Source organism: Chitinophaga horti, from assembly GCF_022867795.2.
GTDB classification, from domain to species: domain Bacteria; phylum Bacteroidota; class Bacteroidia; order Chitinophagales; family Chitinophagaceae; genus Chitinophaga; species Chitinophaga horti.
In genome coordinates this window covers 3,187,705-3,209,663 of the sequence record NZ_CP107006.1, presented here as the reverse complement: position 1 = coordinate 3,209,663, position 21,959 = coordinate 3,187,705, and the positions used below count along the sequence as shown (strand labels likewise).

Here is a 21,959-nt window from a genome sequence, read left to right as displayed (position 1 = left end):
CTTTTTACCCCTTCAACCGCTTAAGACTTTCCCGATCATGATTAACCTTTCTTGCTATGAAACAATTCTACGTTTTAATGCTGCTCTTATGGGGCATGCAACCCGTATTCGCGCAGGTACGTGTCTCGATGCTGGTACCTAAGCCTGGCCAGCGTGTGGGCAACCAGTTATTGATAGAAGGTTACGCAGCTTCCTCCGCTGGTGCGATCGTGAGCGTAAAAGCGAGCGTGAACACCCGTACTGCAACGATGAATATTACACAGCTGCCTTACTTCTTCGGCCAGTTTAATTTTGATACACTTCCTCCCGGCCCGTTGCAACTGCACATTATCGCCACCGACAACCAGCAGCATCAGAAAGATACCATCATCAACATCGTTCGCGACACCCCGCCCGTGATCACCGTCGAATCGCCCACAGCGGACGATATCGGCCGGCCATTACTGCGCTTCAAGGCCAGCGCAGTGGATAATGGGGGACAGGTTGCAGCGATGGAACTCAACTTCGCATCCCGCCAATACCGGTTTACCGGTAACGATATAGATACCTTGATCGACGTGTCGGCAGAGGCGGCGCCGTTAAGGATAATAGCCTATGATACTACTGGTAACACCAGCTCGGTCGATGTGGATTTTTATTATAACGTCGACCCGGTGACGCAGCCTGTATTTACATCGCCGTCGGGTTACAAGATACTGGATTATGCAAATAGCAAGGCCCTGACGTACAATTACCAGGCAGGAACTTTTATATATGACCTAGGTACCGGTCAAAGTACGAAGGTCACGGACAGTATTTATCTTTCGCCCCTGCATTATACGCGCCGCTCCGCCTGGATTACCCCACTGGGTGCTTTCTTTACGGGCAACTACGGCCTTTACTACAACGTGTACGAGTGGACGAGCGGCACCGTAAAGCTCCTCCAGGAGCAGGCCTGGACTGCCAACGCGGCAGGTCATTACATCGTCTGGACCAGTTACATAGGCGACTCCCTGTTCCTGCGCAACCAGGCTACGCAGACGACGGTGTTCATCGATAAAGGCGTGAAGCATGCAGATGTAGATTCCGCAGGGAACGTCGCTTACATTATTGGTCCGGCCATCTATCGTTACAGTCAGGGTGCAAAAACGGTGATGCTGTTCGAAGATAAGCCGAATGCTTACTTTACCTATGTGAACGTTGATGGTCAGTACGCAGCATACAACCAGGTGTCGCCGTACGGCGAATCTGGCGCTGGTTATTATGATGGAGCGGTTGGTAAAGTGTACCTGCAGTTGCGCGATGATAATCTTGAAGACTATGATGAAGGGCGAATCGGTTTGAACAACGGCCATTTAATGCTCGCCAAACATGTTTCGGGGTATGACTCGTATACTTATGTGTACAGGCAGCTGGCGGGCGACTCGTTAAAGCTGTTGCATACGACACATCGCTTTTATAAATATGGCTCATCAATTTTGGCGAACATACAAGGCATCAACAAACGTGGTGATGCCATTATCTATAGTAATAATTTCACCACGCAGCCCGAGCTGCTGTACTTTCCGGCAAATGGTGATAGTGCGCGGCTGCTGGGCCGGCGGCAGTTGGACGTATACCCGGAAGGCGATAAATGGTATGCATCTTATCAGAATGAATTATACCGGTTGATGCTCGACAGTTTGTATGAGAAAGATGCGTTGCCCTTTACGAAGCCGCTACTCATGAATGCATCCGCCGTATTCGGCGTGAAGGATTTTACCAGTCATTTCGAAGGACCTGAGTACGGATCAGGGCAGTTGATGAAGATCAAGATCACCCGGCTGCCGACCTGGGGCGTGTTGCGCAACAGGAGCGGTGCGCAGGTGGGCATCACCGGCCAGGAGCTTACCCGCGCCGATCTCGAAGGACTGCGCTACGTGCCTTATCAAAATGTGATTGGCGCGGATACTATTCGCTGGGCGGGATCGAACGGTATTGAATACGGGCAGCAGGCGGCTATTACGCTGATTGTGCATCCGGAATTGGACGCGCAGCCCAAACTCGCCGGACTGGATAGCAATTATTGCAGCGCCACTGCCAGTGACAGGATCGCCATCACTAATTATCCACCCGTTAAATGGCGTACCGCCGTGAGTGTGATGGTCGACGGTGTGCCCGTATCCACAGACAGCATTTTCTTTATCGAGCCTGCTGCACTCGCCGCAGGAAGGCATGCGGTGACCGTGAGGTTCAGGCATCCGCTGGATTCCATCAGCACAACCGCTTATTTCAACGTTGGTGGTACCTGTAATCTAAAACTGCCAGGTGGCCTGGAGCTCTTGCATGCCTATCCGAATCCGTTTACGACGCAATTTACCTTACAGGGGCTGCATCCCGCGAAGCGGTACGGCCTTTCGCTGCACGACATCAGCGGCAACGCGAAATTTACCGCCGTGGCCAACTACCAGGCGAATATCGTATTGAGTCCGCCTACAACACTGCCTAAAGGCATTTATTATCTGAAAGTTTATGACTTTACCCTGAGTAAGGTGACGGGCGTGTCGGTAGTGATCAAACAATAAACGAATGTTTCGGTGAGAAGGCTGGTGCTACAGCCAGGACAGCGTGCTGCATATCCGTTAAGCGCCACCCTTAAACTGTGCCGGCAATGTTTTGATCTCATTCCAGATGAGCTGTACAATATGTAAGCCCTCTTCTGACAAAGCCTGCTCGTCATACACGGGCTCGTTGTTTTCCTCGTTCACCTTAATCTGGAACCCGTCCGGTAACTGGCCGGCGAAATGTTGACTCGATTTGATATTATAAACGACGCCTTCCTCTGTTTTATCAATCTGCAGATCTGCCATAATCAATGCGCCATGTAACCTGATGGTGATTTGCCTGGTCATCATAAAAGATGTGGTTTTAATAGTATCATATCAAGAAGTAAGCCAGCGGCAGGTGGAATGGTATTTGTTTCTCTTGCGTAAACTATTGTTATGAAAGGAGCCGCGATGGCGGGCGGACTTGTAGGCGCCTGCGTACTTACAGCATTACACGAATTAACCCGAAGAACCACTTTGAAAGCACCGCGCATGGACCTGTTAGGTATGCAGGTATTGGCAAAAGGATGGTCAAAAACTAACTTAGCGCCGCTTAGCGAAAAGCAATTATACAGCTACACGCTGGCTGGCGATATCCTGAGCAACGCCGCTTACTACAGCCTCGCCGCAGCAGGCGACAGGAAAAACCTGTTCATACGCGCCGGTGTACTGGGCGTGGCAGCAGGAGCAGCGGCTATCTGCATACCACGCAAAACTGGTCTTAACGCTGGCTACAGTAACCGTAGCCTTCAAACCAAAGCATTAACGGTAGGATTGTACCTCGCAGGCAGTCTTGCCGCCGCAGCCGCTATCCGGTTGCTCGACAAAGTTGGACCCCGAAACGGCCAGTAATATTACTGGCCTCATACTATTTTCACCATCCTGATGATAAATTACCACATCAGCTCCATCTTCTCCTCTTTTTTAGAGAATTATCATCAACTAATTAAAATTGTAAGAACACTTCTTGTAAAATTTAAAGAAGTTTATCTACTTTAGCCATCGGTTAACGGCTAAACGTGTTGTGTTAACAAAATGCGACGCCGCGAATGCCGGATGAAGGTGCCAACTCATCCCATCCGTCCAATCAATTAAAATCAGAATAAATTTTGTCCGACCGGCAAGTATTATACAAGAAGTCGCTGATAAAGCATTTGTATTTCAGTAGGGAGCTGTCCTGCGCGGACTTAAGCCTGCTTACTGAAAAAAGTCTTCCGCATACCTCCAAGGCGCTGTATGAACTCGTGGAAAATGGGCAGGTGGTGGAATCTGGTTACGCCAGTTCTACCGGTGGTCGCAGGCCGCAAATGTATTCCCTGAAGCCCGATATCATGTATATCATTTCAGTGGCGATGGACCAGTTCGTAACCCGCATCGGGCTGCTGGACATGTATAACCGTTTTGTAGGCGAACAAAAAGAAATTGCACTGGATTTATCAGCCAGTCCGGACGCGCTGCAGCAGCTGGGTACAAACCTGGTAGACTTCATCCGCGAAACGGGTATCGAAAAAGAAAGGATTGCAGGGATTGGCATTGGTATGCCGGGTTTCGTAGACGTTACTAAAGGCGTCAACTATTCCTTCCTCGACGCCGGTCATGGCAACATTACCGACTACCTGGAAATGCTTACAGGCGTTCCTGTACTGATCGATAACGATTCCAGCCTGATCGCGCTGGCAGAACTCAGACTGGGCGCGGCGCGCAATCGTCCCAATGCGATGGTGATCAATATCGGCTGGGGCATTGGTTTAGGGATGATCCTGGATGGCGGCCTGTTTCGCGGTGAGAGTGGTTTTGCCGGAGAGTTCAGTCACATCCCGCTTTTCACTAACAATAAGATCTGTAATTGTGGAAAGATGGGCTGCCTGGAAACAGAAACCTCCCTTTCCGTAATCGCTGAAAAAGCCATTACAGGTATACGGGAAGGCCGCACCACGCAGATGAAGGACCTGTCGATGGACAACCTCGAAGAAACTTTCAGAAAAATTATGGACGCAGCCGTAAAAGGCGATAAATATGCGGTTGAACTGGTGTCACAGGCCGCTTATCACATCGGGCGGGGCGTCGCTATTTTAATACATATTTTGAACCCGGGATTGATCGTGTTGAGCGGGAGGGGTGCCCTGGCCGGAAGGCTCTGGCTGGCGCCCGTGCAGCAGGCTTTGAATGAGCACTGCATTCCGAAGATCGCGGAGCATATCGAAATCACTATCTCGCCCTTAGGATATGAAGCAGAACGCCTCGGCGCCGCTGCACTTGTGATGGAGCACTTTGATGAGAAAAAATTCCTGAGAAAGGGCCAGCATCTGTAACAATGTTTTTAACACAACGCACTAATAGGATGTAGTACGCCGCGCTATTAAAGCGGCAAAAAATGGGACTCGTTTCGTCAATCTAATCTTTGTTCAGTAAAACTTTGCACCAGCAGACGCCGATGAGGTGCATATTTTTTTCTTCTGCTTTGTATTTTCGGCTTGAAAAACAGTGAAGGGCTGCCTGGTTACAGGCGGCCCCTTTTTTATCTCGCAGGCTTAGTCAGGGTTTCCCGCCGTTCGCCCACCTGCTGCCGCCACATGGCGTAGTATAAGCCCTTTTGCGCTAACAACGCATCGTGATGCCCGGTCTCAGAGATTTTCCCTTTTTCCAGCACATAAATCACGTCGGCATGCATGATGGTCGACAAGCGATGGGCGATCAAAATTGTGATACGCTCCCGGCTGGCCGATACCTCACGAATGGTGTTCGTAATATCGTCTTCGGTGAGTGAGTCGAGCGCGGAGGTAGCCTCGTCGAAAATGAGCAGTCTCGGGTTGCGGAGCAACGCCCGTGCGATGGATATACGTTGTTTTTCTCCGCCAGACAGTTTCATCCCGCCTTCGCCCAATATCGTATCGATGCCGTTGGCAGAGCGGGCCAGCAGCCCGTCGCAGGAGGCTTTGTGCAGCGCATCGAGAATTTCCTGGTCGGTGGCGTCGGCCTTTACGAACAAGAGGTTTTCTTTGATGGTTCCCGCAAAAAGCTGCGTGTCCTGTGTTACGAAGCCGATCTGCCGGCGCAGTTCATTGTAACGGATGTCTGTAGCGGACACGCCGTTGAACAGGATCTCTCCGGATACAGGGCGGTACAAACCTACAAGCAGTTTTACCAGCGTCGATTTACCGGAGCCGGATGGACCTACGAAAGCAATCGTTTGTCCCGTTTCCACGCCAAAGCTTACGCCGTCTATGGCGTTGATGTGCGCTGTTTTATGGCGGAAAATCACATTTTCAAAATGAATCGTTTTTAATGGTCCGGTCTCTATGGGCGCGTCCGGACGTAGTTCAACCGGCTTTTGCATCAGCTGGTCGAAGTTGTGAACGGATGCTTCCACTTCGCGGTAGCTGAGGATGATGTTTCCCAGGTCCTGCAGAGGCCCGAAAATAGAGGTAGAAATGAATTGCATGGCGATCAGTTCACCGGTCGTAAGCACGTGGCGGAATATCAGCCAAAGCAGGATGAACAAGATGGATTGCCGCAGCAGGTTTAACGTAGTACCCTGCAGGAACGAGAGCGTACGTACCCGACGGGTTTTCAACATCTCCAGGTCGTAAATATTACGCGTTTGTACTTTCAGGCGGCGTATCTCCGGAAAGGTAAGGCCGAGGCTTTTTACCAGCTCTATGTTTCGCAGCGATTCGGTAATCACCCCCGACATTTTATAGGTCTCTTTATTGATGCTTCGCTGCACGGTTTTGATCTTTTTGCTTAGAAGTCCCGTCAGCGAGCCGAGTACCAGTATTCCCACGAGAAACACCGGCACCAGCATCCAGTTTTTAGTGACCGAATACCAGATGAGGAAACCCATCCCCACAACAGAAGAAAACAACACGTTAATAAAGGCATTGATGAACCGCTCGGTATCTGTTTTTACTTTTTGCAGAATGGATAATGTTTCCCCGCTGCGTTGCTCTTCAAATTCCTGGAATGACAGGCGCAGCGTTTGTTTCAGCCCGTCGTTGAATATCTGCATGCCGAACAGCTGCACCGCCTGCCGGGTCACGAAGTCCTGGAAAGCACGTGCGATGCGCGCAACGATGGCGATGCCGATAGCGATTCCCAGCCAGTACATGACGCCCCGCACCAGTTCCTGTTCATTCGTGGTAACGGGTTTAGTCGCATAGTCATCTATGATCTTACCAAAAATGATGGGATCTACCAGGCTTAATAACTGCGCAATGCCGGCCAGCAAAAGGGCCAGCGCCACGCGCCAACGCTGTTCTTTAAAATACTTCCAGATCGTTTTCATATGATTCCATCGGCAAGTTTGGGGCCGGTCAGATCGTAAAAATAAGAAACACCAGCCTCATGGTATACTAATTGTGATGGTGAAGGTATGACTAAAGCCCCTGCTCACGAACAACATAACGGGCAAAGTAACCTGCCCTTTTTTATATCGATAGGTGTACTGGCTGCATTAGCCGGTTGTTATTTCCTCATTCCCGGGTTTAAGGACTGGGTGAATGAGGCCTTCGAGGTGCTGACGAGTAAGGATAAGGACCTTATAAAAGATTGGGTAGGGGAGTTTGGTATTGCTGGCCCTATCGTGCTGGTATTGGTCATGGTGATACAAATGTTTTTGATCGTGATCCCAAACATATTGGTAATGATCATCGCGATCACCGCATATGGCCCAATTTGGGGATCGGTCATTTCGATTGTCGGCGTGTGGGCGTCCTCGTCATTCGGTTATGTGATAGGTCGCTACCTGGGGCCGGGTGTCGTGCGTAAACTCATTAGTCCGAAAACGCAAGAAACGATTTCGAAATACCTGAAGTTATACGGTGTACCCGCGATCGTTATCACACGCCTCGCATCTATCTCCAACGACGCGTTAGGCATCGTCGCCGGTTTCCTCCGTATGCAATATAAACGTTTCATTCTCGCAACACTTGGTGGTATCACACCGCTGGTTGTTCTACTGGCTATTTTCGGAAACAATGGCCGCATAGAACGGGCATTGTTCTGGATTGCCGGCATTTCCCTGGTTATGCTCATCGTCTACATCTTCATCAAAAATAAACAGCTCAAAAAGCAGGGTGTGCAGTAACGTTAGGAGTGCTACTAACTTAAGTAGTTGTGAATAAATATTTTACAGGATATGGCCCCCGTATGATATATTTGTCGTTATGTGATTGTCATTAAAATGGAGAAGCATTTATATGAAGAAAAGCTCAATTCTACCCCTGGTATATCGTGTGTAACCGACCCGTTTTTTGAAGAAAATCATCATGTGAGATTTCTCCCATAAGTTTTTTAGGTGAATGAACAGCATTCCGGTGCTTTGACGTGTAGGTATGTCCGTATATCCTTATCCGTTACCGTTTTTTTTACTAGGTGTAATTCAGGGGACTACCCCCTATTTAATTGACGCGTTCATTAGCAGGATATTCATCCTGCTTTTTTTTGCTCCAGTGTTAACGGTGTTTCAGGGAAAGTGATCAGCTTGCGGAAGAAATGTTTTAACTGACCTTTGTGGTAGCGGACAGCATGCGTTTTTTCCGGTAATTTAACATAGTCGTTAACGTTACCAGTTCATTTTCGCCATTGATCTTCGCGTACTGCTGACAGTAATAAGCCAGCATAGGCAGTGGCAGGTCAAGACGACGGAGGTTTTTCATACGGTCGGCGAACGAACCGTGGCGGAACTGCATGCGGTTGTTATCCACCAATGAAAAATGATAACCAGTTTCATCCTGTTTGTAAAGGATGTTGCCTACGGAAAAATCCTTATGATAAATATCTTTCTTATGCAGATGCGCGGTAAAAGCGGCAAAGGTATCCAGTAACTGGCGCGCTTCATCTATCGGCATGTCTGTAACCTGCTTCAGTGGCTGATAGTCAGTATACGTACACACAAAATAACTTTCTTTCATCAAACCGTTATTGATGCACTCGATGTAGGCGACCGGCTCGGGTGTAACAAATCCTTTGTTGATCAGTTTTTCTGCATAGTGAAAGGCCCGCTTGGCTTTGGAAGGCAATAGGTTAGCATAACAGAACTGGTTAAACAGGTAAATCTGCTGGTAAGATTTGATCACCAGCTTTATATTTTTGGCCATGTCGAGGCGAATGATGTTACGCGCCTTGTGGACCACAATCCCCATGGAATTAAACTTCTCAGGAATCGCCTCGATATAACTTCTCAGAAATTCGTACTGAGGCGCCATTTCAATATGTATACTCATTAGCTTGAACTAATTACCACGCGTAAAAAAATATCTTCTTCTTGCCTCTCTTTCCAGAAAGGCCAGCAAGTAACATAATGACGACAGAAGTAGGTTAAAACAGTTTCGTGTAGTTCAATTGCAGGTTAGCTAAATTCGCAGATGTGTGTGCAAAATTCTTAAGAAATTTTGAATCGGACAAATTTATCTCCTTCACCACGGGCCGGTATCGATAAGATCAACAAACATTTCGGGGTATCGTAAAAAGGGAGAGGAGCGCTTCATACGCTCCCCCCAGGTAAAATTATCCTGCCATCTGCGGATCGGTGATACTGTCTGTACCCGTTTCCACACGACCGGCGAACCGTTGTTCGAAATCTTTTATGCCTTTTATTTTGATCGTGAAGTCATACCAGCCCGAACTTTTCGTCAGCGGTAAGATGAGCGTTTCGGCAGCTCCTTTCACGAGGCTGCGCGAAATGTCCTTTTGTCCGTACGCATTGTCTTTGATCACGATCGTCAGCGCCTCGGCAGCATTCATGTTGAGACTTAGCCCGGCCTGCTTTTTTACATCGGATGGATAAGCGCACCGTATATCCAGCTGCGGGTCTTTCGCACTTCCTTTAAACTCGCGGAAGAAGCCGTTAGGGCCGTGCAGGCGAAGTTCGTATATCTCATTACTGAAGCCCTTTACCGGCCAGCTGTAGTTCAATTTGTCACCTTTCTCCACCGCAAACTGCCAGTTCCGGCACGTATCCGTGCGACCGTCTTCATCTGTGAATGCCCCAGGACAATACACGGTAAACGGTGAGCCTGCAGATCGTTCTCCGAACAGCTGTTTCCCCGCTGCCATATTGATCACGAATCGTTGTTGCGCAGCATCCCATTGTCCGTCCGCATACAATTCGTACGGCAGCGCTGCCGCAGGTCTTACGCCCTTCTCCTGGCGGGCAGCAATATTTGACGGTGACTTAATCGCAGCAGCTATCTCGGAAGGTGTGAGCTCCGCAAAGCCCGTCGGTTCGCTTTTGAACTTCGCGTTAAAAATATCCTGTACAAATTTATCCCGGTTGAGGAAAGGCAGTGGCTTTGGACTGCTGCCATCAAAAGGACTGAATACCGAAGTAAGATCGCCGCTGATCGCCCTTCTCCACCGGCTTATGTTTTCGTGGCGGATGTTTTTATTGTATTTCTTATTAATAAATGTTTCCAGGAACTGTAAAGTAGACGTGTGCTCAAATACCTGCGAACACACCTTGCCACCACGGCTCCACGGTGATGCAATGATCATCGGTACCCGGAAGCCCAGTCCGATCGGCGCTTCGCGCGCCTGCATTTCCGGAACGCCCTGTTTCAGCTCGTTTGCCAGGCGCACGTGTTCGACCTCTGTATCAATTCCTGTAGACACCTTACCGGTGCCGGGTTTGTTGTTATCCGGGATAGAAAACGGCGGTACGTGATCGTAGTAGCCATCGTTCTCGTCATAAGTAACAATGAAGATTGTTTTCTTCCACACCTCGGGATTTTTCGTGAGAATGTCCAGCACCTCCGACACATACCAGGCACCGTACCAGGGGGCACTCGGGTGGTCCGAAAAGTTCTGCGGACTCGCCAGCCACGATACTGTTGGCAGTTTACCTTCGTTCACATCCTTCCGGAACTGGTGCAGCACATCGCCCGAAGGCACTGTGACCTCGCGCTCTTTATTGCCATCCTTGTATTGCAGTTTAGTCACAGACCGGTACCCGGGATCACCTGCATTTACCACGAAGGCGTTCTCGTACAGCTTTTTCTGCTCCGGCGTTAGTTTGTCAAAAGCCTCTTTATTCCATTTCGCCAGTTCTGCCCGTGCATTGTCCAGCGCTGCTTGTTTCTTCGCGATCGCCGCTTTGTTTTTATTGGCCGTTTCTTCAGAAGAAGGACTTTCCTCCTGCAGTTTATTGATCTCGTCGGGCAGCGTATCTACCAGCTTTTGTAATCCTGTAATATATCGTTCACTAAACTTCACATTGTAAGGGGCAAAGAACTCCAGCAGGTTACAGCCAAAGTTTGCCAGCCATGATTTCTCTTCACCCTTCCATCCGCCGCCGCAACTAAGCTCATTCTGATAAAACTTCCATTTCACATTATTCTTCTCCAGTTGCTCCGGGAACGTTCCCCAGTCCAGCTTCGCAAAGCTGAAGTCATCGTTGCGGATGTGTGCTTTTTCGATGCCGTCCCACTGATGCGTGATCTTGCCCGTCCAGAAGAACGAACGGTTCGGTGTAGTACTCGTCATAGCCGAACAGAAGTTCTGGTCGCAAACCGTAAACGCATCTGCCATGGCGTAGTTGAAGGGAAGATCTTCACGCGTATAATAACCCAGTGTAAGTGGCATGCCCGCGTACTGTTTATTGCCAGGTCGTTTGGCGATGAGCCAGTTATCGTACTTACCCTCGTTGTAAGCATCCACCTGGCTGGCCCGCGAGTGCGGTAAAGAGCCCATCCAGGTAATCTTCGTGTCCTTCATATCGAGCCGGAAAGGTGCATACGTTTCACCCTTTTCGTTCGTCTGCAGCCATACCGGTTTTTTGTCCGGCAAACTTATCGCCCGTGGATCATTAAACCCGCGCACCCCTTGTAAGGCGCCGAAGCAGTGGTCAAACGAGCGGTTCTCCTGCATGAGGATCACAATATGTTCCGCATCAAGAAACGTACTGCCTGGCGCCGGATCAATGGCCAGCGCCCGCTGTATAGATGCAGGGAGGATGGTGGAAAGTCCGGTCGCGCCGGATAATAGCATGGATTTCTTCAAAAATTCCCTTCTGGAATCAGACATATGACGTGTTTTTCTTGGATTGATGCGTCCAAGGTAATGTTTTGGCTGTGCTGAAGGAATAGGGTGAAGTGGGCGTTTTGATGGGCGGTCGGATAGAGGAATCAGCGGTGGATTTGGGGCGGGCTTGACGATAAGATAATATAGCCTGAAGATTTTTTTGAAATAATTGCTGATTTGCTAAATTTGATTTCCCAACGGGAAGTAGCGCAGCCCGGTAGCGCGCGTCGTTCGGGACGACGAGGCCGCAGGTTCGAATCCTGTCTTCCCGACTAAAAGGACAACTTACGCTTGCCCTTTATACGCCTCATAAATCCCCGACAAATCCTGTATAATCAACATCTTCACAATCATCCCACCACGGAAGGTAAGCACCGTAGCATAAGGACTACTGTACTTCTTCCCATTCACGGGCAGCGTAAATGCATCATTCCCCAGGATGATCACCTTATCTTCGCCATGCGGCACAAACTCCAAAGGTTCCAGTTGCTCGAAACTCGCCACCTGCGGCAGTATAGTATCGAAGTACTCCTGCAACCTGGCCTTGCCCCGAAACTCACCGCTGATCGGCGTTCCGGGAGGGATAGTCGCCTGGAAGACCACATCCTCCGCAAATTGATCGATGATAGGCTGAAAACTGCCTGTCGCTTCAGAAGCATCCCAAAGTTTACGTGTGAGTTCGAGGTTCGTCATAAACGATGTTTTAGGTTGGCTGCATGAGCGCACATATTGTGCCAGCTCATCGTTCTTGCTATACAAACAACGATGCCCGTAAACGCAACGTCTACGGGCATCTCAAAATCTCATTCACTTATCGCCACCCCAACCCCGGCGCCACATGCTCGAGTATCGATGACAACACATGCACATTATAATCCACCCCCAACGTATTAGGGATCGTCAGCAACAACGTATCCGCTTCCTGGATCGCTTCATCCTTTGCCAGTTCTTTAATCAGCTGATCCGGCTCGCCGGCGTAACTTTTTCCGAATACGGCGCGTCGGTCGCTTTCGATGTAGCCGAATTTGTCGGCACTTCTTGTATCCTGGCCAAAATATTGACGGTCGCGGTCATTCATCAATGCGAAGATAGAACGGCTCACAGATACCCTTGGTTCGCGGGTATGACCGGCCTTTTTCCAGGCTTCTTTGTATGCCCGGATCTGTTCTGCCTGTTGTATATGGAACGGTTTGCCGCTCTCGTCAAACTTCAGTGTGGAGCTTTGCAGGTACATGCCATTTTCGGCGGCCCAGATAGCGGTGGCATCCGACGCTGCGCCCCACCAGATGCGGTCGCGCAGCCCTGCGGAATGTGGTTCCAGCCTTAATAATCCCGGGGGATTCAGGAACATAGGGTAAGGATTCGGTTGTGCAAATCCAACGCCTTTCAAATGTTCCAGGAACTGTAACGCTTTGCGGCGGCCCATGTCTGCATCGGTTTCGCCGGCTGCAGGTTCATATCCAAAGTAACGCCATCCATCAATCACTTGCTCGGGCGATCCTCTGCTGATGCCCAGTTGTAATCGTCCGCCCGAAATCAGATCGGCCGCACCGGCATCTTCCACCATGTACAGGGGATTTTCGTAACGCATATCGATCACGCCCGTTCCGATCTCTATACGGCTCGTTTTAGCGCCGATGGCAGAGAGTAAAGGAAAAGGAGAGGCTAATTGCGCCGCGAAATGATGTACCCTGAAATAGGCGCCATCCAAACCGATTTCTTCAGCAGCAACGGCCAGATCAATCGACTGGAGTAAGGTGTCGCCTGCTGTACGGGCCTGGTAGGCAGGATGATTAGACCAATGGCCGAACGATAAGAATCCTATTTTCTTCATACGCTTCTTTTCAAGGCTACGAAGATAACTCAATTTTGGCCCAGGTCGGCTGTAACGGCGGTTACCTGCAGGATACCGGAGCGCATCTCCAGGGATCAATTTTTCACCCACCTGAATCTTTTATCCCTTATTGAGAAAACAGGCCGCTGCCATTATCGTTTTAATCCAAATAAACTGCACGGTCGTTAACCCCGGACAGGGGAAAATTTGTTCCTGTCCGTATTGCGGTCCCCACTACAACTTTTCCCTGCGAACGGGTGACAGCATAATAAGATAATCCATATAAAAAGTCCAATAGTCCAACGGTGATTTTTCGCATCAAACTATCTTTACCCGAGAACAATTCCACCGGATAAATTCCGCAAACATTAAACATTCCCGTATGAAAAATTTCACAGAGGTGAACAGTTCACCGCCTGCCTGGCTGGCAATGGCGTTTGTATGGATGATGATGCTAACTCCACTTTTAGCCAACGCACAAAAAACGATTTCAGGTAAGGTTACGAATGAATCTCAACAACCGGTCTTCCGCGCTTCGGTGCAGGTAAAGGGCACTACCACAGGCGCTATCACTGACGATAAAGGCCAGTTTTCGCTTGCTGCAAAGGTGGGCGATGTATTACTGATTTCTTCTATGGAGTACGAGTCGGCAGCGGTAACGGTCGGCAGTGAGAGTATAGTGAATGTTACACTCAAAAGCAGCGTATCCGGTTTAAACGAAGTAGTGGTGATCGGTTACGGAACGGTACGTAAAAAGGACCTTACCGGTTCTGTCGCCTCCTTAAGGGCGGGCGATATTAAGGCGGAAGGCGTGAGTAACGTAGGCCGTGCCTTGCAGGGCAAGCTGCCCGGCGTCACTGTCGAATCGGCCGGTGGCGACCCCGGTGCCGGTACGCGCATCCTCATCAGGGGCGTGGGTACTTTGGGTAACTCGGCGCCGCTGTACCTGGTAGACGGGGTGCAGGTGGCTAATATCAATAACATTGCACCAGGCGATATCGAATCGATGGATATTCTTAAAGATGCCTCCGCAGCGGCGATCTACGGTTCGCGTGCGGCCAACGGCGTGGTGCTGGTGACCACGAAGTCGGGCAAGGCTGGCAAAACAGCCATCCAGTTCAGTACGAATGTCGGCCTGCAAAAGATAGATCATGCCTGGGATGTGTTGAATGCCTCCGAGTGGGCTACGGTAAGTAATGCGGCACACGATGCAGCAGGTTTACCGCGACTGGCGATCGCAGCCAACCCGGCGGCGCTGGGCAAGGGTACGGATTGGCAGGATGCGATCTATCGTACTGCGGTGATACAGCAATACCAGCTATCGATCAGCGGTGGTAATGAATCTTCGCGCTACAGTGTATCGGGTGAGTATAACGACCAGGACGGTATCGTTGACGTAACAGGCTACAGCCGTTATGGTATGCGTGTAAAGTCAGAAACAACCAAAGGCAAGATCAAGATCGGCGAAACGGTGTTGCTCACAAGGGAAAAGTGGACCAGGATGCCCGGCGGCTGGGGCGGCCAGGGTGGTAACCCTGTAGGCTCTGCAGCAAAGATGATCCCTGCTTTCCAGATATATGACAGTACCGCTATCGGTGGCTTCTCGGGCGCAAGCGGACCAGTGGTGAACATCGCCAACCCGGTTGCGCAGCTGTATCTTGAGGACATTACGAACGAAGTAACCTCCATTCTCGCCAATGCTTTTGCAGAGGTGAGCCTGTTGCCATCTTTAAAATACCGGTTTAACTTAGGTTACACCAGCTCTTTCGGTGCCACGGACGACTACCATCGCCGCTATAATGTAGGCTCGCTGTTCTCACATCCTACTAACGATTTAAGTCAGTCTAAAGACAGGAACCAGTTAGTGCTGGCGGAAAATACGCTCAACTTCACGCAGGATTTCGGTAAACACAGCATACAGGCCCTGGTAGGTTATACCTACCAGAAGTACCAGTACAATTATTGGCTGGCCAGCAAAACCAATTTGCCTGACGGTCTCCGCGAGCTGGATGCCGCTTCCGGTACGGCTAACGTGGCGGGCAACCGTACAGAGAATGTACTGCTCTCTACACTCGGCCGCGTGATCTATTCTTACGATGACCGCTACTTGCTGACGGCCAGCTTCCGCCGCGACGGTTCTTCGCGTTTCGGCGCAGGCAACCGGTACGGCAATTTCCCATCTGTAGCCGTGGGCTGGAATATCTCTAATGAAGCTTTCTGGTCTATCCCACCCACTACCTTGTCATCACTGAAGCTGAGAGGTAGCTACGGTATTTTAGGTAACCAGGAAATTGGCGACTACCAATACAGCGCGGCCATTGCTTCTAACATCAACTACGTGGGTGGTCCGGATCAGCAGAAATGGTTCGGCGCTATCCAAACGGCATTTGCATCTCCCAATATCAAATGGGAAAACACGAAGACCGTTAACGTGGGTATCGATGCGGGTTTCTTTAATGGCAAGCTAAACCTCACGGCCGATTATTTTGAGAAGAGAACGACGGATGTACTGTTAAACGTGCCTATCCCCGGTTCGGCCGGTTCTTCTTCCAACCCGGTGATCAATGCCGGCACCTTGCAGAACAAAGGTTTCGAGATGGGATTGAGTCATAGTAATGAAGTAGACCCGTTCAGTTATAATGTAACCGGTACGTTCACCACGCTTCGTAACAAAGTGATCGAACTGGGTACAGGTTCGCAACAGATATTCGGCGGACAACCAACGCATCACGGCGCGTCTACTACATTAACGCAGGCGGGTGGCGAAGTGGCTGCTTTCTACCTGATCAAGTCACTCGGTATTTTCCAGTCGCAGGCGGAGATTGATGCTTACACCAATAAAGACGGTGAACTGATCCAGCCGAATGCTGCACCCGGCGATATCAAATTCTTCGATGCGAATGGCGATGGTCTTATCAGTAACTCCGACCGCGTAAACATGGGTAGTCCTTTCCCTAAGTTTGAATACGGGCTTGGCTTCAATGTATCTGCCTACAACTTCGACCTGAATGCATTTATGCAGGGTACCTCCGGCAACAAGATTTACAATGGTATGCGCCAGGACCTCGAAGGCATGAACCTGGAAATGAACTACAGCCGTGCCACGCTTAACGCCTGGACTGCAGCAAAGCCGACAAACGTGCCAAGGGCAGTGATCAACGATCCTAACTTCAATGCACAAACGTCTTCCCGCTTCCTGGAGAACGGTTCTTATTTCAGGTTAAAGACCCTGCAGTTGGGCTATAACGTTCCGGAAAAAGCATTGGAAAGAATCAAGATATCCAGCCTGAGGGCTTATCTGAGTGCGGATAACCTGTTCACCATTACGAAGTACACCGGCTTCAACCCCGATCTTGGTCGCACCGGTACTATACTGGACAGGGGCGTGGATTATGGCCATGTGGCGTATCCATTGGCCAGGGTACTTTCTGTAGGCTTACAGTTGGGATTGTAGAACGATTAAAATTCAATGTATGAAAAAGATACTTATCATAGCCGCCGCAACGCTGTCACTCGCCAGCTGCGCAAGCGATACGTTAGAACTAACGAATCCGAACAGGATTACATCAGACATCTACTGGAAAACAGAAGATGATATTAAAAGCGCACTGGCCGCTACTTACGGACTCTTTAAAAACGTAGACGGCGGATATTGGGGCGTGCGTGGCGTGGAATTGTCGAACGGTCGCGGGGATGATTTTTTCATCCGCAACGACGTGAATTACCTCTACCAGTTATCCACTTTCACCAATACGCCGGATAACGCCGCGGCGACGAACGTGTTCAACATCTCGTACCGCGCCATCTTCCGTGCGAACCAGATCATGGAAAACATCGATAAGGCCGGACTTGCGGACGATAAGAAAAATATGTACATCGCCGAGGCGAAGTTTTTGAGAGGACTTAACTACTTCATCCTGGCGATCAATTTTGGAGATGTGCCTATCCGTTTGACGGTACCCGCCGTTAAAGAGGATTACTTCATCCCCAAATCGCCGGAGGCAGAAGTGTGGGCACAGATCGTGAAAGATTTTACAGAGGCCGCACCTGCACTGCCCGTTACGAGAGACAATGCCGAAAAGGGCAGGGCCACCAGGGGGCAGCTTTGGGTTACCTGGGCAAATCCTACGTATACATGAAAGATTGGGCGAAGGCAGAAGCCGCGTTGAAACAGCTGACGGTAGCACCTTTCACTTATGATCTCACCACCGATTTCGGCGACAACTTTGTGGCCAATCGTGAAAACAATATTGAATCCGTATTCGAGATTCAGCTGAATGACGTAGGCGGCACCAATCCATGGTCGGGCGAGAACGCGAATGAAAGCCTGGGGGTAACGACCGCACAGGAGTTCGCGCCATCAGAAGTAGCGGGTTGGTTCGAGGTGAGTCCGACCGACAAACTGTTCAACGAATTCCAGGTAGAGAAAACGGTGGGTGGTGCCTTAGATCCCCGCATGTATGCGACACTCGCCTGGGATTATCCCGGTTCTGTGTTTTACAACAAGCCGTTCAGCGCCTTTACCTTACAGTTCGGCTACAAGTCGATGTTCAAGAAATACCAGAACTACATGCAGGACAATGAGCTTTCCGGCACGAGTGGCGCGGCCAACTATACCTCCAGCAACAATGAACGAGCGCTTCGTTTTGCCGATATTGAATTGCTGTTGGCAGAAGCCCTCACCATGCAGGACAGGGCAGGAGAAGCTTATCCGTTCGTGCAGGATGTGCGCACAAGGGCGAACCTGGGCCTGCTGGCAGCTGGTTTGTCGAAAGATGCGATGATGGCAGAGATCAGGCACCAACGTTTCCTGGAATTTGCGCGGGAAGGGCAGCGTTTTTATGATCTGAAAAGGTGGGGGCTGCTGCAGCAGGAAGTAACCAATAGTGATAAAGTGGGCAAACAATTCTATGTACCGCTGAAGCACGATTACTTCCCGATTCCGCAGGGAGAAATCAACTCCAATACGGCGATGAAGCAAAATGATTTATGGAAGTAGTTTGATTAAAATACACGTGGTAAGGATAACAGCACCTTCATTCCTGAAGGTGCTGTTCTTTTTTCAGTAGGTGTTATTCGGCCTCCACGTAGTAGATCGGTCGGATTGATACGCGATTTATTTTGAGGTACGTTTTCTTGTCGCCAAAATCGGGAATATCCGCCCCATCCAGGTCTACAAAGTAACTGGCATCCTTGTGCATAGGGCGGAAGTAAAAGTTAAGCGCCTGTTCTTTCTGAAAAGGCATCAACTGCTGCAAGCCTATCTCCCAGGGAATACCTTTGTAGAACTCGTCGGTAACCAGTTTGCCATCCAGGAAGCCCATGCCGGTGTCGCCAATGTAGTCTACAGTAAGGATCGCATCTGCCACGTGCTTTTTCAGTGTAGCTGGCAATTGTACCTGTAGTTTATTACTGCCTGTCGCTTTGGTGGTGACGATCAGCGAATCGACGGGTAGTTGGAACTTCCACATGCCATTGCCCATCGCTTTTGCATAAGCGCTTTTGAGCGGTGTTTTGGGTGCGGGATAGATGGTCGCGGTAAACTCAGGCGAGTTATCTGCATAAAACTGAAGTTTGCCGTTTCGGTCTTGTAATACAGTAGCAGGCGAAAACAACAGGCGTTTGTGGCCCGATACATTCACCACGTAAGAGGTGAGTGCCTTCTTCTTCGGAACCAGCAGTAAATTGGTTTTAACGCCCTTCGCGATTATACTGAATTCGGCTTCTGTACCGGTAACGCTCACCAGGGAGCCTTCTTGGGTTTTGCTGATACGAATACCCTTAGCCGGTTTGATCTTCACATCCGGACCAAATAGAAACTGCGCTTTCACGCCCTCGGGTGTGAAGAAGGCAAAGAAATCACTCTTTTCACCACTTCCTTTCATCAACAGTTGTGCCGTAGCATAACGAAGGTTTGCGCCATTCATATCGAAGTTAAACGGAAAGATCGTGTTTTCGCCGGAGGGTAATGAGAACGCTGGAAACGGTATCGCGCCTTCTCTGGTATTTAGTGTGATGGCGATATCTTCCTTATTCGTACTCACCGCATCATCCTGGAAATTGTTGACGAACAGGAAGCCGCGTTGGCCGTCTGAACGCACCGCATAACGGAGGTCGGTCACATTCACGGGCGTGAGCGTCGCCGCATTGGCAGGCAGCACCGTGGTCATAGGGGCGAGGCGATCGCCAAAGTCCTGCACGAAGAAGTGTAACAACTTTAAACGATGGAAGCCTTCTCTAACCTGGCCGTATTCGCCAATGGGCGCCTGAAAGTCATAAGAGATCTTCGGCATTCCGTACGCTTCGTCGTTAAAGTAATAGCCATTTCCCTGCGGCGTGGAGCCGCCATGATACATATAGTAACCGATGCCATTCGCGCTGCTGCCCAGGCAGCGGTTGATCATCGCATCGAAGCTCTGATGCACAGCTTTCGGTCTTCTTTTGTAAACAGACATAATACCTGATCCAAGTTCCGACGCAAACGCAGGGTAGTCCTGCGGAACATACCGGACGGGCGAATAGTCTGGTTTTTTATGCAGGTCCGTATACAGGAAAAACGGCGACTGGTCCTTCTTCTCCGTCCAGAAGGGATAGGCGTAAGCGGCTGTTACGGGGATAGATGCGTTGGGTACGATGGCGGCATTGCCCCAGCCGGTGGCCGTATACAGCGGTACCTGCAGTCCGGCCTTGACGGCCAGTTGTTTCAATACTTTCATATGATCATTGCCCAATTCCGCATAAGGATTATTGCCTTCGGCGATGCCAACGCCTTCCTGCGTTACCGACAAGTCCCGTTCAGACGCGGTGAAGTCGTGGGGCTGACCGGGATAAGTGAGTCCCCATGGCGCCGCCGAGTGCTGGTATTCATTTTCAATCTGGATGCCGATTACCGGGCCGCCTTCCTTGTACAGCATGCCATGCAGCTGTCCGCCGATCTCTTTATACAGCCTCTCGACATACCGGAGGTACAATAGATCATTCGAGCGAATGCTCAATGCCTTGCCCATGATCCAGTCGGGAATGCCGCCACTGCGTATTTCGCCGTGGCAGAAGGGGCCGATGCGTACGATGCAGGGCATGTTGTTTTGAGCGCAAAGACGTACAAAACGTTTCAGGTCGCGGTTGCCCTGCCAGTTAAACTGTCCTTCCTGTTCCTCATGCATGTTCCAGAAAACATACGTGGCGATCACATTAATGCCGCCTGCCTTCATTTTCAGGATCGCCTCTTCCCAGCGACTTTCAGGATAACGCGAGTAGTGGAACTCCCCCGCAATCGGGATCCATGGCTTGCCGTTCAGTGTAGCGTAAAAATTATTGACAGCAATACTGTCTCCCTTAGGGTTACTGCCGCCGAGTTGAAGGTGTCCTGTACGGATGTCTGTTTTCGCCTGCGTGACATCCAGCTGGTAAGATTGGCCCGTTGCCAGCAGGGAAACAGCAAGCAGTGCCGGCAGGCCCAGTACGCGGAAAGTAGATAGGATCATAAGTGAAATGTTATAAAGCCGAGCGTAAATATTTAATAAACGATGTGTACAAAAGAACTTTTTTTACCTTTAAGAAGCAGTGACAATGTGATTATTGTTGTGGATTATTTTATTGTAATACGTTATGCTGAATAAACGACGGAAGAAGGATGGGTTCCAGGGGCAAAAGGCGATCATCATACCGAGATCGGTGTTGCAGGGTAAGTGTGTTTCCCATGCTTTAATAAATAGTCTTTACATCACCGATATAGGGTATTATCCCAAAGCTCATTTTCATTACCGCCAACGTCCATCCGGGGCAGATCAGCATATACTGATCTACTGCCACGAAGGTGCCGGTACCGCTATTGTTCATGATCAGTCGTACACGTTGCTGGCGGGCGATTTTCTCATTATCCCGGCTAAGGTGAAACATACTTACGTGGCAGATGCGCATAATCCGTGGACGATCTACTGGATGCACTTCAATGGCAACCTGGCGGAAGCATGGGCACAGCAGCTGATCCGGCATCTGAATGGTCACAAAGGCTTTCTGCCAGATGTAGGGAAGACCATTGCTTTATTCGATGAAATGTACGGGCAGCTCGAACGCGGTTACAGCATGGATCACCTCATGCACTGTAACATGTGCGCCTGGCACTACCTGGCATCTTTTCTTTATGAAGATAAAGGACGCGCAGTGCATAACAGCATCAGCGATACCGTGGACCAGGCCATCAGCTTCATGAAACAAAACGTGGATCAGAATCTTACTTTGGAAGGAATCGCCCAGGCCGTAAACTTCTCCGCTTCCCATTTCTCACTGTTGTTCCGTAAAAAGACAGGCTTTGCGCCGATTGAATATTACAATCACCTCAAAATGCAGCATGCCTGCCAGTTCCTGCTGTTTACCGATAAACGCATTAAGGAGATAGGCCTTGCCGTGGGGATATCCGACCAGCAGTATTTTTCCCGGATCTTTAAGAAAACGATGGGCGTGTCGCCGCAGCAGTACCGGAGTAAACGGACCACCGAGGAGATGGAGACTAATAAATAAGACCTCCATATGCAATATAGAAG

General features: G+C 49.9%; 15 protein-coding genes and 1 tRNA gene. 9 read left to right on the top strand and 7 right to left on the bottom strand.

All coding sequences use genetic code 11. The features are described 5' to 3' along the window. Positions 1–56 precede the first annotated feature (56 nt). The gene (locus MKQ68_RS12885; protein WP_264279484.1) at positions 57–2,543 is read left to right on the top strand and encodes a T9SS type A sorting domain-containing protein; all 2,487 of its coding nucleotides are present in this window, start codon (positions 57–59) and stop codon (positions 2,541–2,543) included. 57 nt (positions 2,544–2,600) lie between these two features. Here MKQ68_RS12885 and MKQ68_RS12880 read toward each other — a convergent pair whose 3' ends face one another. Then, a complete protein-coding gene (locus MKQ68_RS12880; protein ID WP_264279483.1) occupies positions 2,601–2,873 on the bottom strand; it encodes a hypothetical protein in 273 nt (90 codons plus the stop codon). Between the two features lie 87 nt (positions 2,874–2,960). Between MKQ68_RS12880 and MKQ68_RS12875 the strand changes: the two genes are divergently transcribed. Both MKQ68_RS12875 and MKQ68_RS12870 read left to right on the top strand, forming a co-directional pair. Beyond that, positions 2,961–3,416, top strand: coding sequence for a hypothetical protein (locus tag MKQ68_RS12875; RefSeq protein ID WP_264279482.1), 456 nt, complete (start codon positions 2,961–2,963; stop codon positions 3,414–3,416). Between the two features lie 257 nt (positions 3,417–3,673). Then, positions 3,674–4,876: an ROK family protein gene (locus MKQ68_RS12870; RefSeq protein ID WP_264279481.1), complete on the top strand. Its 1,203-nt coding sequence runs from the start codon at positions 3,674–3,676 to the stop codon at positions 4,874–4,876. Positions 4,877–5,082: 206 nt separating this feature from the next. Here MKQ68_RS12870 and MKQ68_RS12865 read toward each other — a convergent pair whose 3' ends face one another. Beyond that, entirely contained in the window at positions 5,083–6,849 is a 1,767-nt protein-coding gene (locus MKQ68_RS12865) for an ABC transporter ATP-binding protein (RefSeq protein ID WP_264279480.1), read from the bottom strand. Positions 6,850–6,936: 87 nt separating this feature from the next. Between MKQ68_RS12865 and MKQ68_RS12860 the strand changes: the two genes are divergently transcribed. After that, complete coding sequence (locus MKQ68_RS12860; protein ID WP_264279479.1) at positions 6,937–7,650, top strand: TVP38/TMEM64 family protein; 714 nt, start codon at positions 6,937–6,939, stop codon at positions 7,648–7,650. 412 nt (positions 7,651–8,062) lie between these two features. Here the strand turns inward: MKQ68_RS12860 and MKQ68_RS12855 are convergent, their stop codons facing one another. Both MKQ68_RS12855 and MKQ68_RS12850 read right to left on the bottom strand, forming a co-directional pair. Next, entirely contained in the window at positions 8,063–8,788 is a 726-nt protein-coding gene (locus MKQ68_RS12855; protein ID WP_264279478.1) for a lipopolysaccharide kinase InaA family protein, read from the bottom strand. Positions 8,789–9,071: 283 nt separating this feature from the next. Beyond that, the gene (locus MKQ68_RS12850) at positions 9,072–11,585 is read right to left on the bottom strand and encodes a phosphocholine-specific phospholipase C (protein WP_264279477.1); all 2,514 of its coding nucleotides are present in this window, start codon (positions 11,583–11,585) and stop codon (positions 9,072–9,074) included. 195 nt (positions 11,586–11,780) lie between these two features. Between MKQ68_RS12850 and MKQ68_RS12845 the strand changes: the two genes are divergently transcribed. Further along, positions 11,781–11,854: transfer RNA gene (locus tag MKQ68_RS12845), tRNA-Pro, on the top strand. A gap of 13 nt (positions 11,855–11,867) precedes the next feature. Here MKQ68_RS12845 and MKQ68_RS12840 read toward each other — a convergent pair. Together MKQ68_RS12840 and MKQ68_RS12835 are read right to left on the bottom strand one after the other, a co-directional pair. After that, complete coding sequence (locus MKQ68_RS12840) at positions 11,868–12,275, bottom strand: nuclear transport factor 2 family protein (protein ID WP_264279476.1); 408 nt, start codon at positions 12,273–12,275, stop codon at positions 11,868–11,870. A 118-nt stretch (positions 12,276–12,393) separates the two neighbouring features. Further along, positions 12,394–13,416 (bottom strand): LLM class flavin-dependent oxidoreductase, encoded by a 1,023-nt coding sequence (locus tag MKQ68_RS12835; protein WP_264279475.1) that lies wholly within the window; start codon positions 13,414–13,416, stop codon positions 12,394–12,396. 382 nt (positions 13,417–13,798) lie between these two features. Between MKQ68_RS12835 and MKQ68_RS12830 the strand changes: the two genes are divergently transcribed. Genes MKQ68_RS12830 through MKQ68_RS12820 form a run of 3 tightly spaced genes read left to right on the top strand, consistent with a single transcriptional unit; the run spans position 13,799 to position 18,415 of the window. Next, positions 13,799–16,870, top strand: a complete 3,072-nt coding sequence (locus MKQ68_RS12830; protein ID WP_264279474.1) for a SusC/RagA family TonB-linked outer membrane protein — start codon at positions 13,799–13,801, stop codon at positions 16,868–16,870. A 19-nt stretch (positions 16,871–16,889) separates the two neighbouring features. Further along, positions 16,890–17,555: a RagB/SusD family nutrient uptake outer membrane protein gene (locus MKQ68_RS12825; RefSeq protein ID WP_264279473.1), complete on the top strand. Its 666-nt coding sequence runs from the start codon at positions 16,890–16,892 to the stop codon at positions 17,553–17,555. Continuing rightward, positions 17,552–18,415, top strand: a complete 864-nt coding sequence (locus tag MKQ68_RS12820; RefSeq protein ID WP_264279472.1) for a RagB/SusD family nutrient uptake outer membrane protein — start codon at positions 17,552–17,554, stop codon at positions 18,413–18,415. The genes MKQ68_RS12825 and MKQ68_RS12820 overlap by 4 nt, the downstream gene beginning before the upstream one ends. A gap of 73 nt (positions 18,416–18,488) precedes the next feature. Here MKQ68_RS12820 and MKQ68_RS12815 read toward each other — a convergent pair whose 3' ends face one another. Further along, positions 18,489–20,900: a beta-galactosidase gene (locus MKQ68_RS12815; RefSeq protein ID WP_264279471.1), complete on the bottom strand. Its 2,412-nt coding sequence runs from the start codon at positions 20,898–20,900 to the stop codon at positions 18,489–18,491. Between the two features lie 124 nt (positions 20,901–21,024). On the opposite strand from MKQ68_RS12815, the gene MKQ68_RS12810 reads away from it, so the two are divergent. Continuing rightward, entirely contained in the window at positions 21,025–21,936 is a 912-nt protein-coding gene (locus MKQ68_RS12810) for an AraC family transcriptional regulator (protein WP_264279470.1), read from the top strand. The last annotated feature ends 23 nt before the right edge of the window (positions 21,937–21,959 follow it).

What these genes read in the sequence shown, in the direction of transcription:
- MKQ68_RS12855 (WP_264279478.1), bottom strand. Translation starts at nt 8,788, where the DNA reads ATGAGTATACATATTGAAATGGCGCCTCAGTACGAATTTCTGAGAAGT.
- MKQ68_RS12815 (WP_264279471.1), bottom strand. Translation starts at nt 20,900, where the DNA reads ATGATCCTATCTACTTTCCGCGTACTGGGCCTGCCGGCACTGCTTGCT.
- MKQ68_RS12835 (WP_264279475.1), bottom strand. Translation starts at nt 13,416, where the DNA reads ATGAAGAAAATAGGATTCTTATCGTTCGGCCATTGGTCTAATCATCCT.
- MKQ68_RS12860 (WP_264279479.1), top strand. Translation starts at nt 6,937, where the DNA reads ATGACTAAAGCCCCTGCTCACGAACAACATAACGGGCAAAGTAACCTG.
- MKQ68_RS12825 (WP_264279473.1), top strand. Translation starts at nt 16,890, where the DNA reads ATGAAAAAGATACTTATCATAGCCGCCGCAACGCTGTCACTCGCCAGC.
- MKQ68_RS12885 (WP_264279484.1), top strand. Translation starts at nt 57, where the DNA reads ATGAAACAATTCTACGTTTTAATGCTGCTCTTATGGGGCATGCAACCC.
- MKQ68_RS12850 (WP_264279477.1), bottom strand. Translation starts at nt 11,585, where the DNA reads ATGTCTGATTCCAGAAGGGAATTTTTGAAGAAATCCATGCTATTATCC.
- MKQ68_RS12875 (WP_264279482.1), top strand. Translation starts at nt 2,961, where the DNA reads ATGAAAGGAGCCGCGATGGCGGGCGGACTTGTAGGCGCCTGCGTACTT.
- MKQ68_RS12880 (WP_264279483.1), bottom strand. Translation starts at nt 2,873, where the DNA reads ATGATGACCAGGCAAATCACCATCAGGTTACATGGCGCATTGATTATG.
- MKQ68_RS12830 (WP_264279474.1), top strand. Translation starts at nt 13,799, where the DNA reads ATGAAAAATTTCACAGAGGTGAACAGTTCACCGCCTGCCTGGCTGGCA.
- MKQ68_RS12840 (WP_264279476.1), bottom strand. Translation starts at nt 12,275, where the DNA reads ATGACGAACCTCGAACTCACACGTAAACTTTGGGATGCTTCTGAAGCG.
- MKQ68_RS12810 (WP_264279470.1), top strand. Translation starts at nt 21,025, where the DNA reads ATGCTGAATAAACGACGGAAGAAGGATGGGTTCCAGGGGCAAAAGGCG.
- MKQ68_RS12865 (WP_264279480.1), bottom strand. Translation starts at nt 6,849, where the DNA reads ATGAAAACGATCTGGAAGTATTTTAAAGAACAGCGTTGGCGCGTGGCG.
- MKQ68_RS12820 (WP_264279472.1), top strand. Translation starts at nt 17,552, where the DNA reads ATGAAAGATTGGGCGAAGGCAGAAGCCGCGTTGAAACAGCTGACGGTA.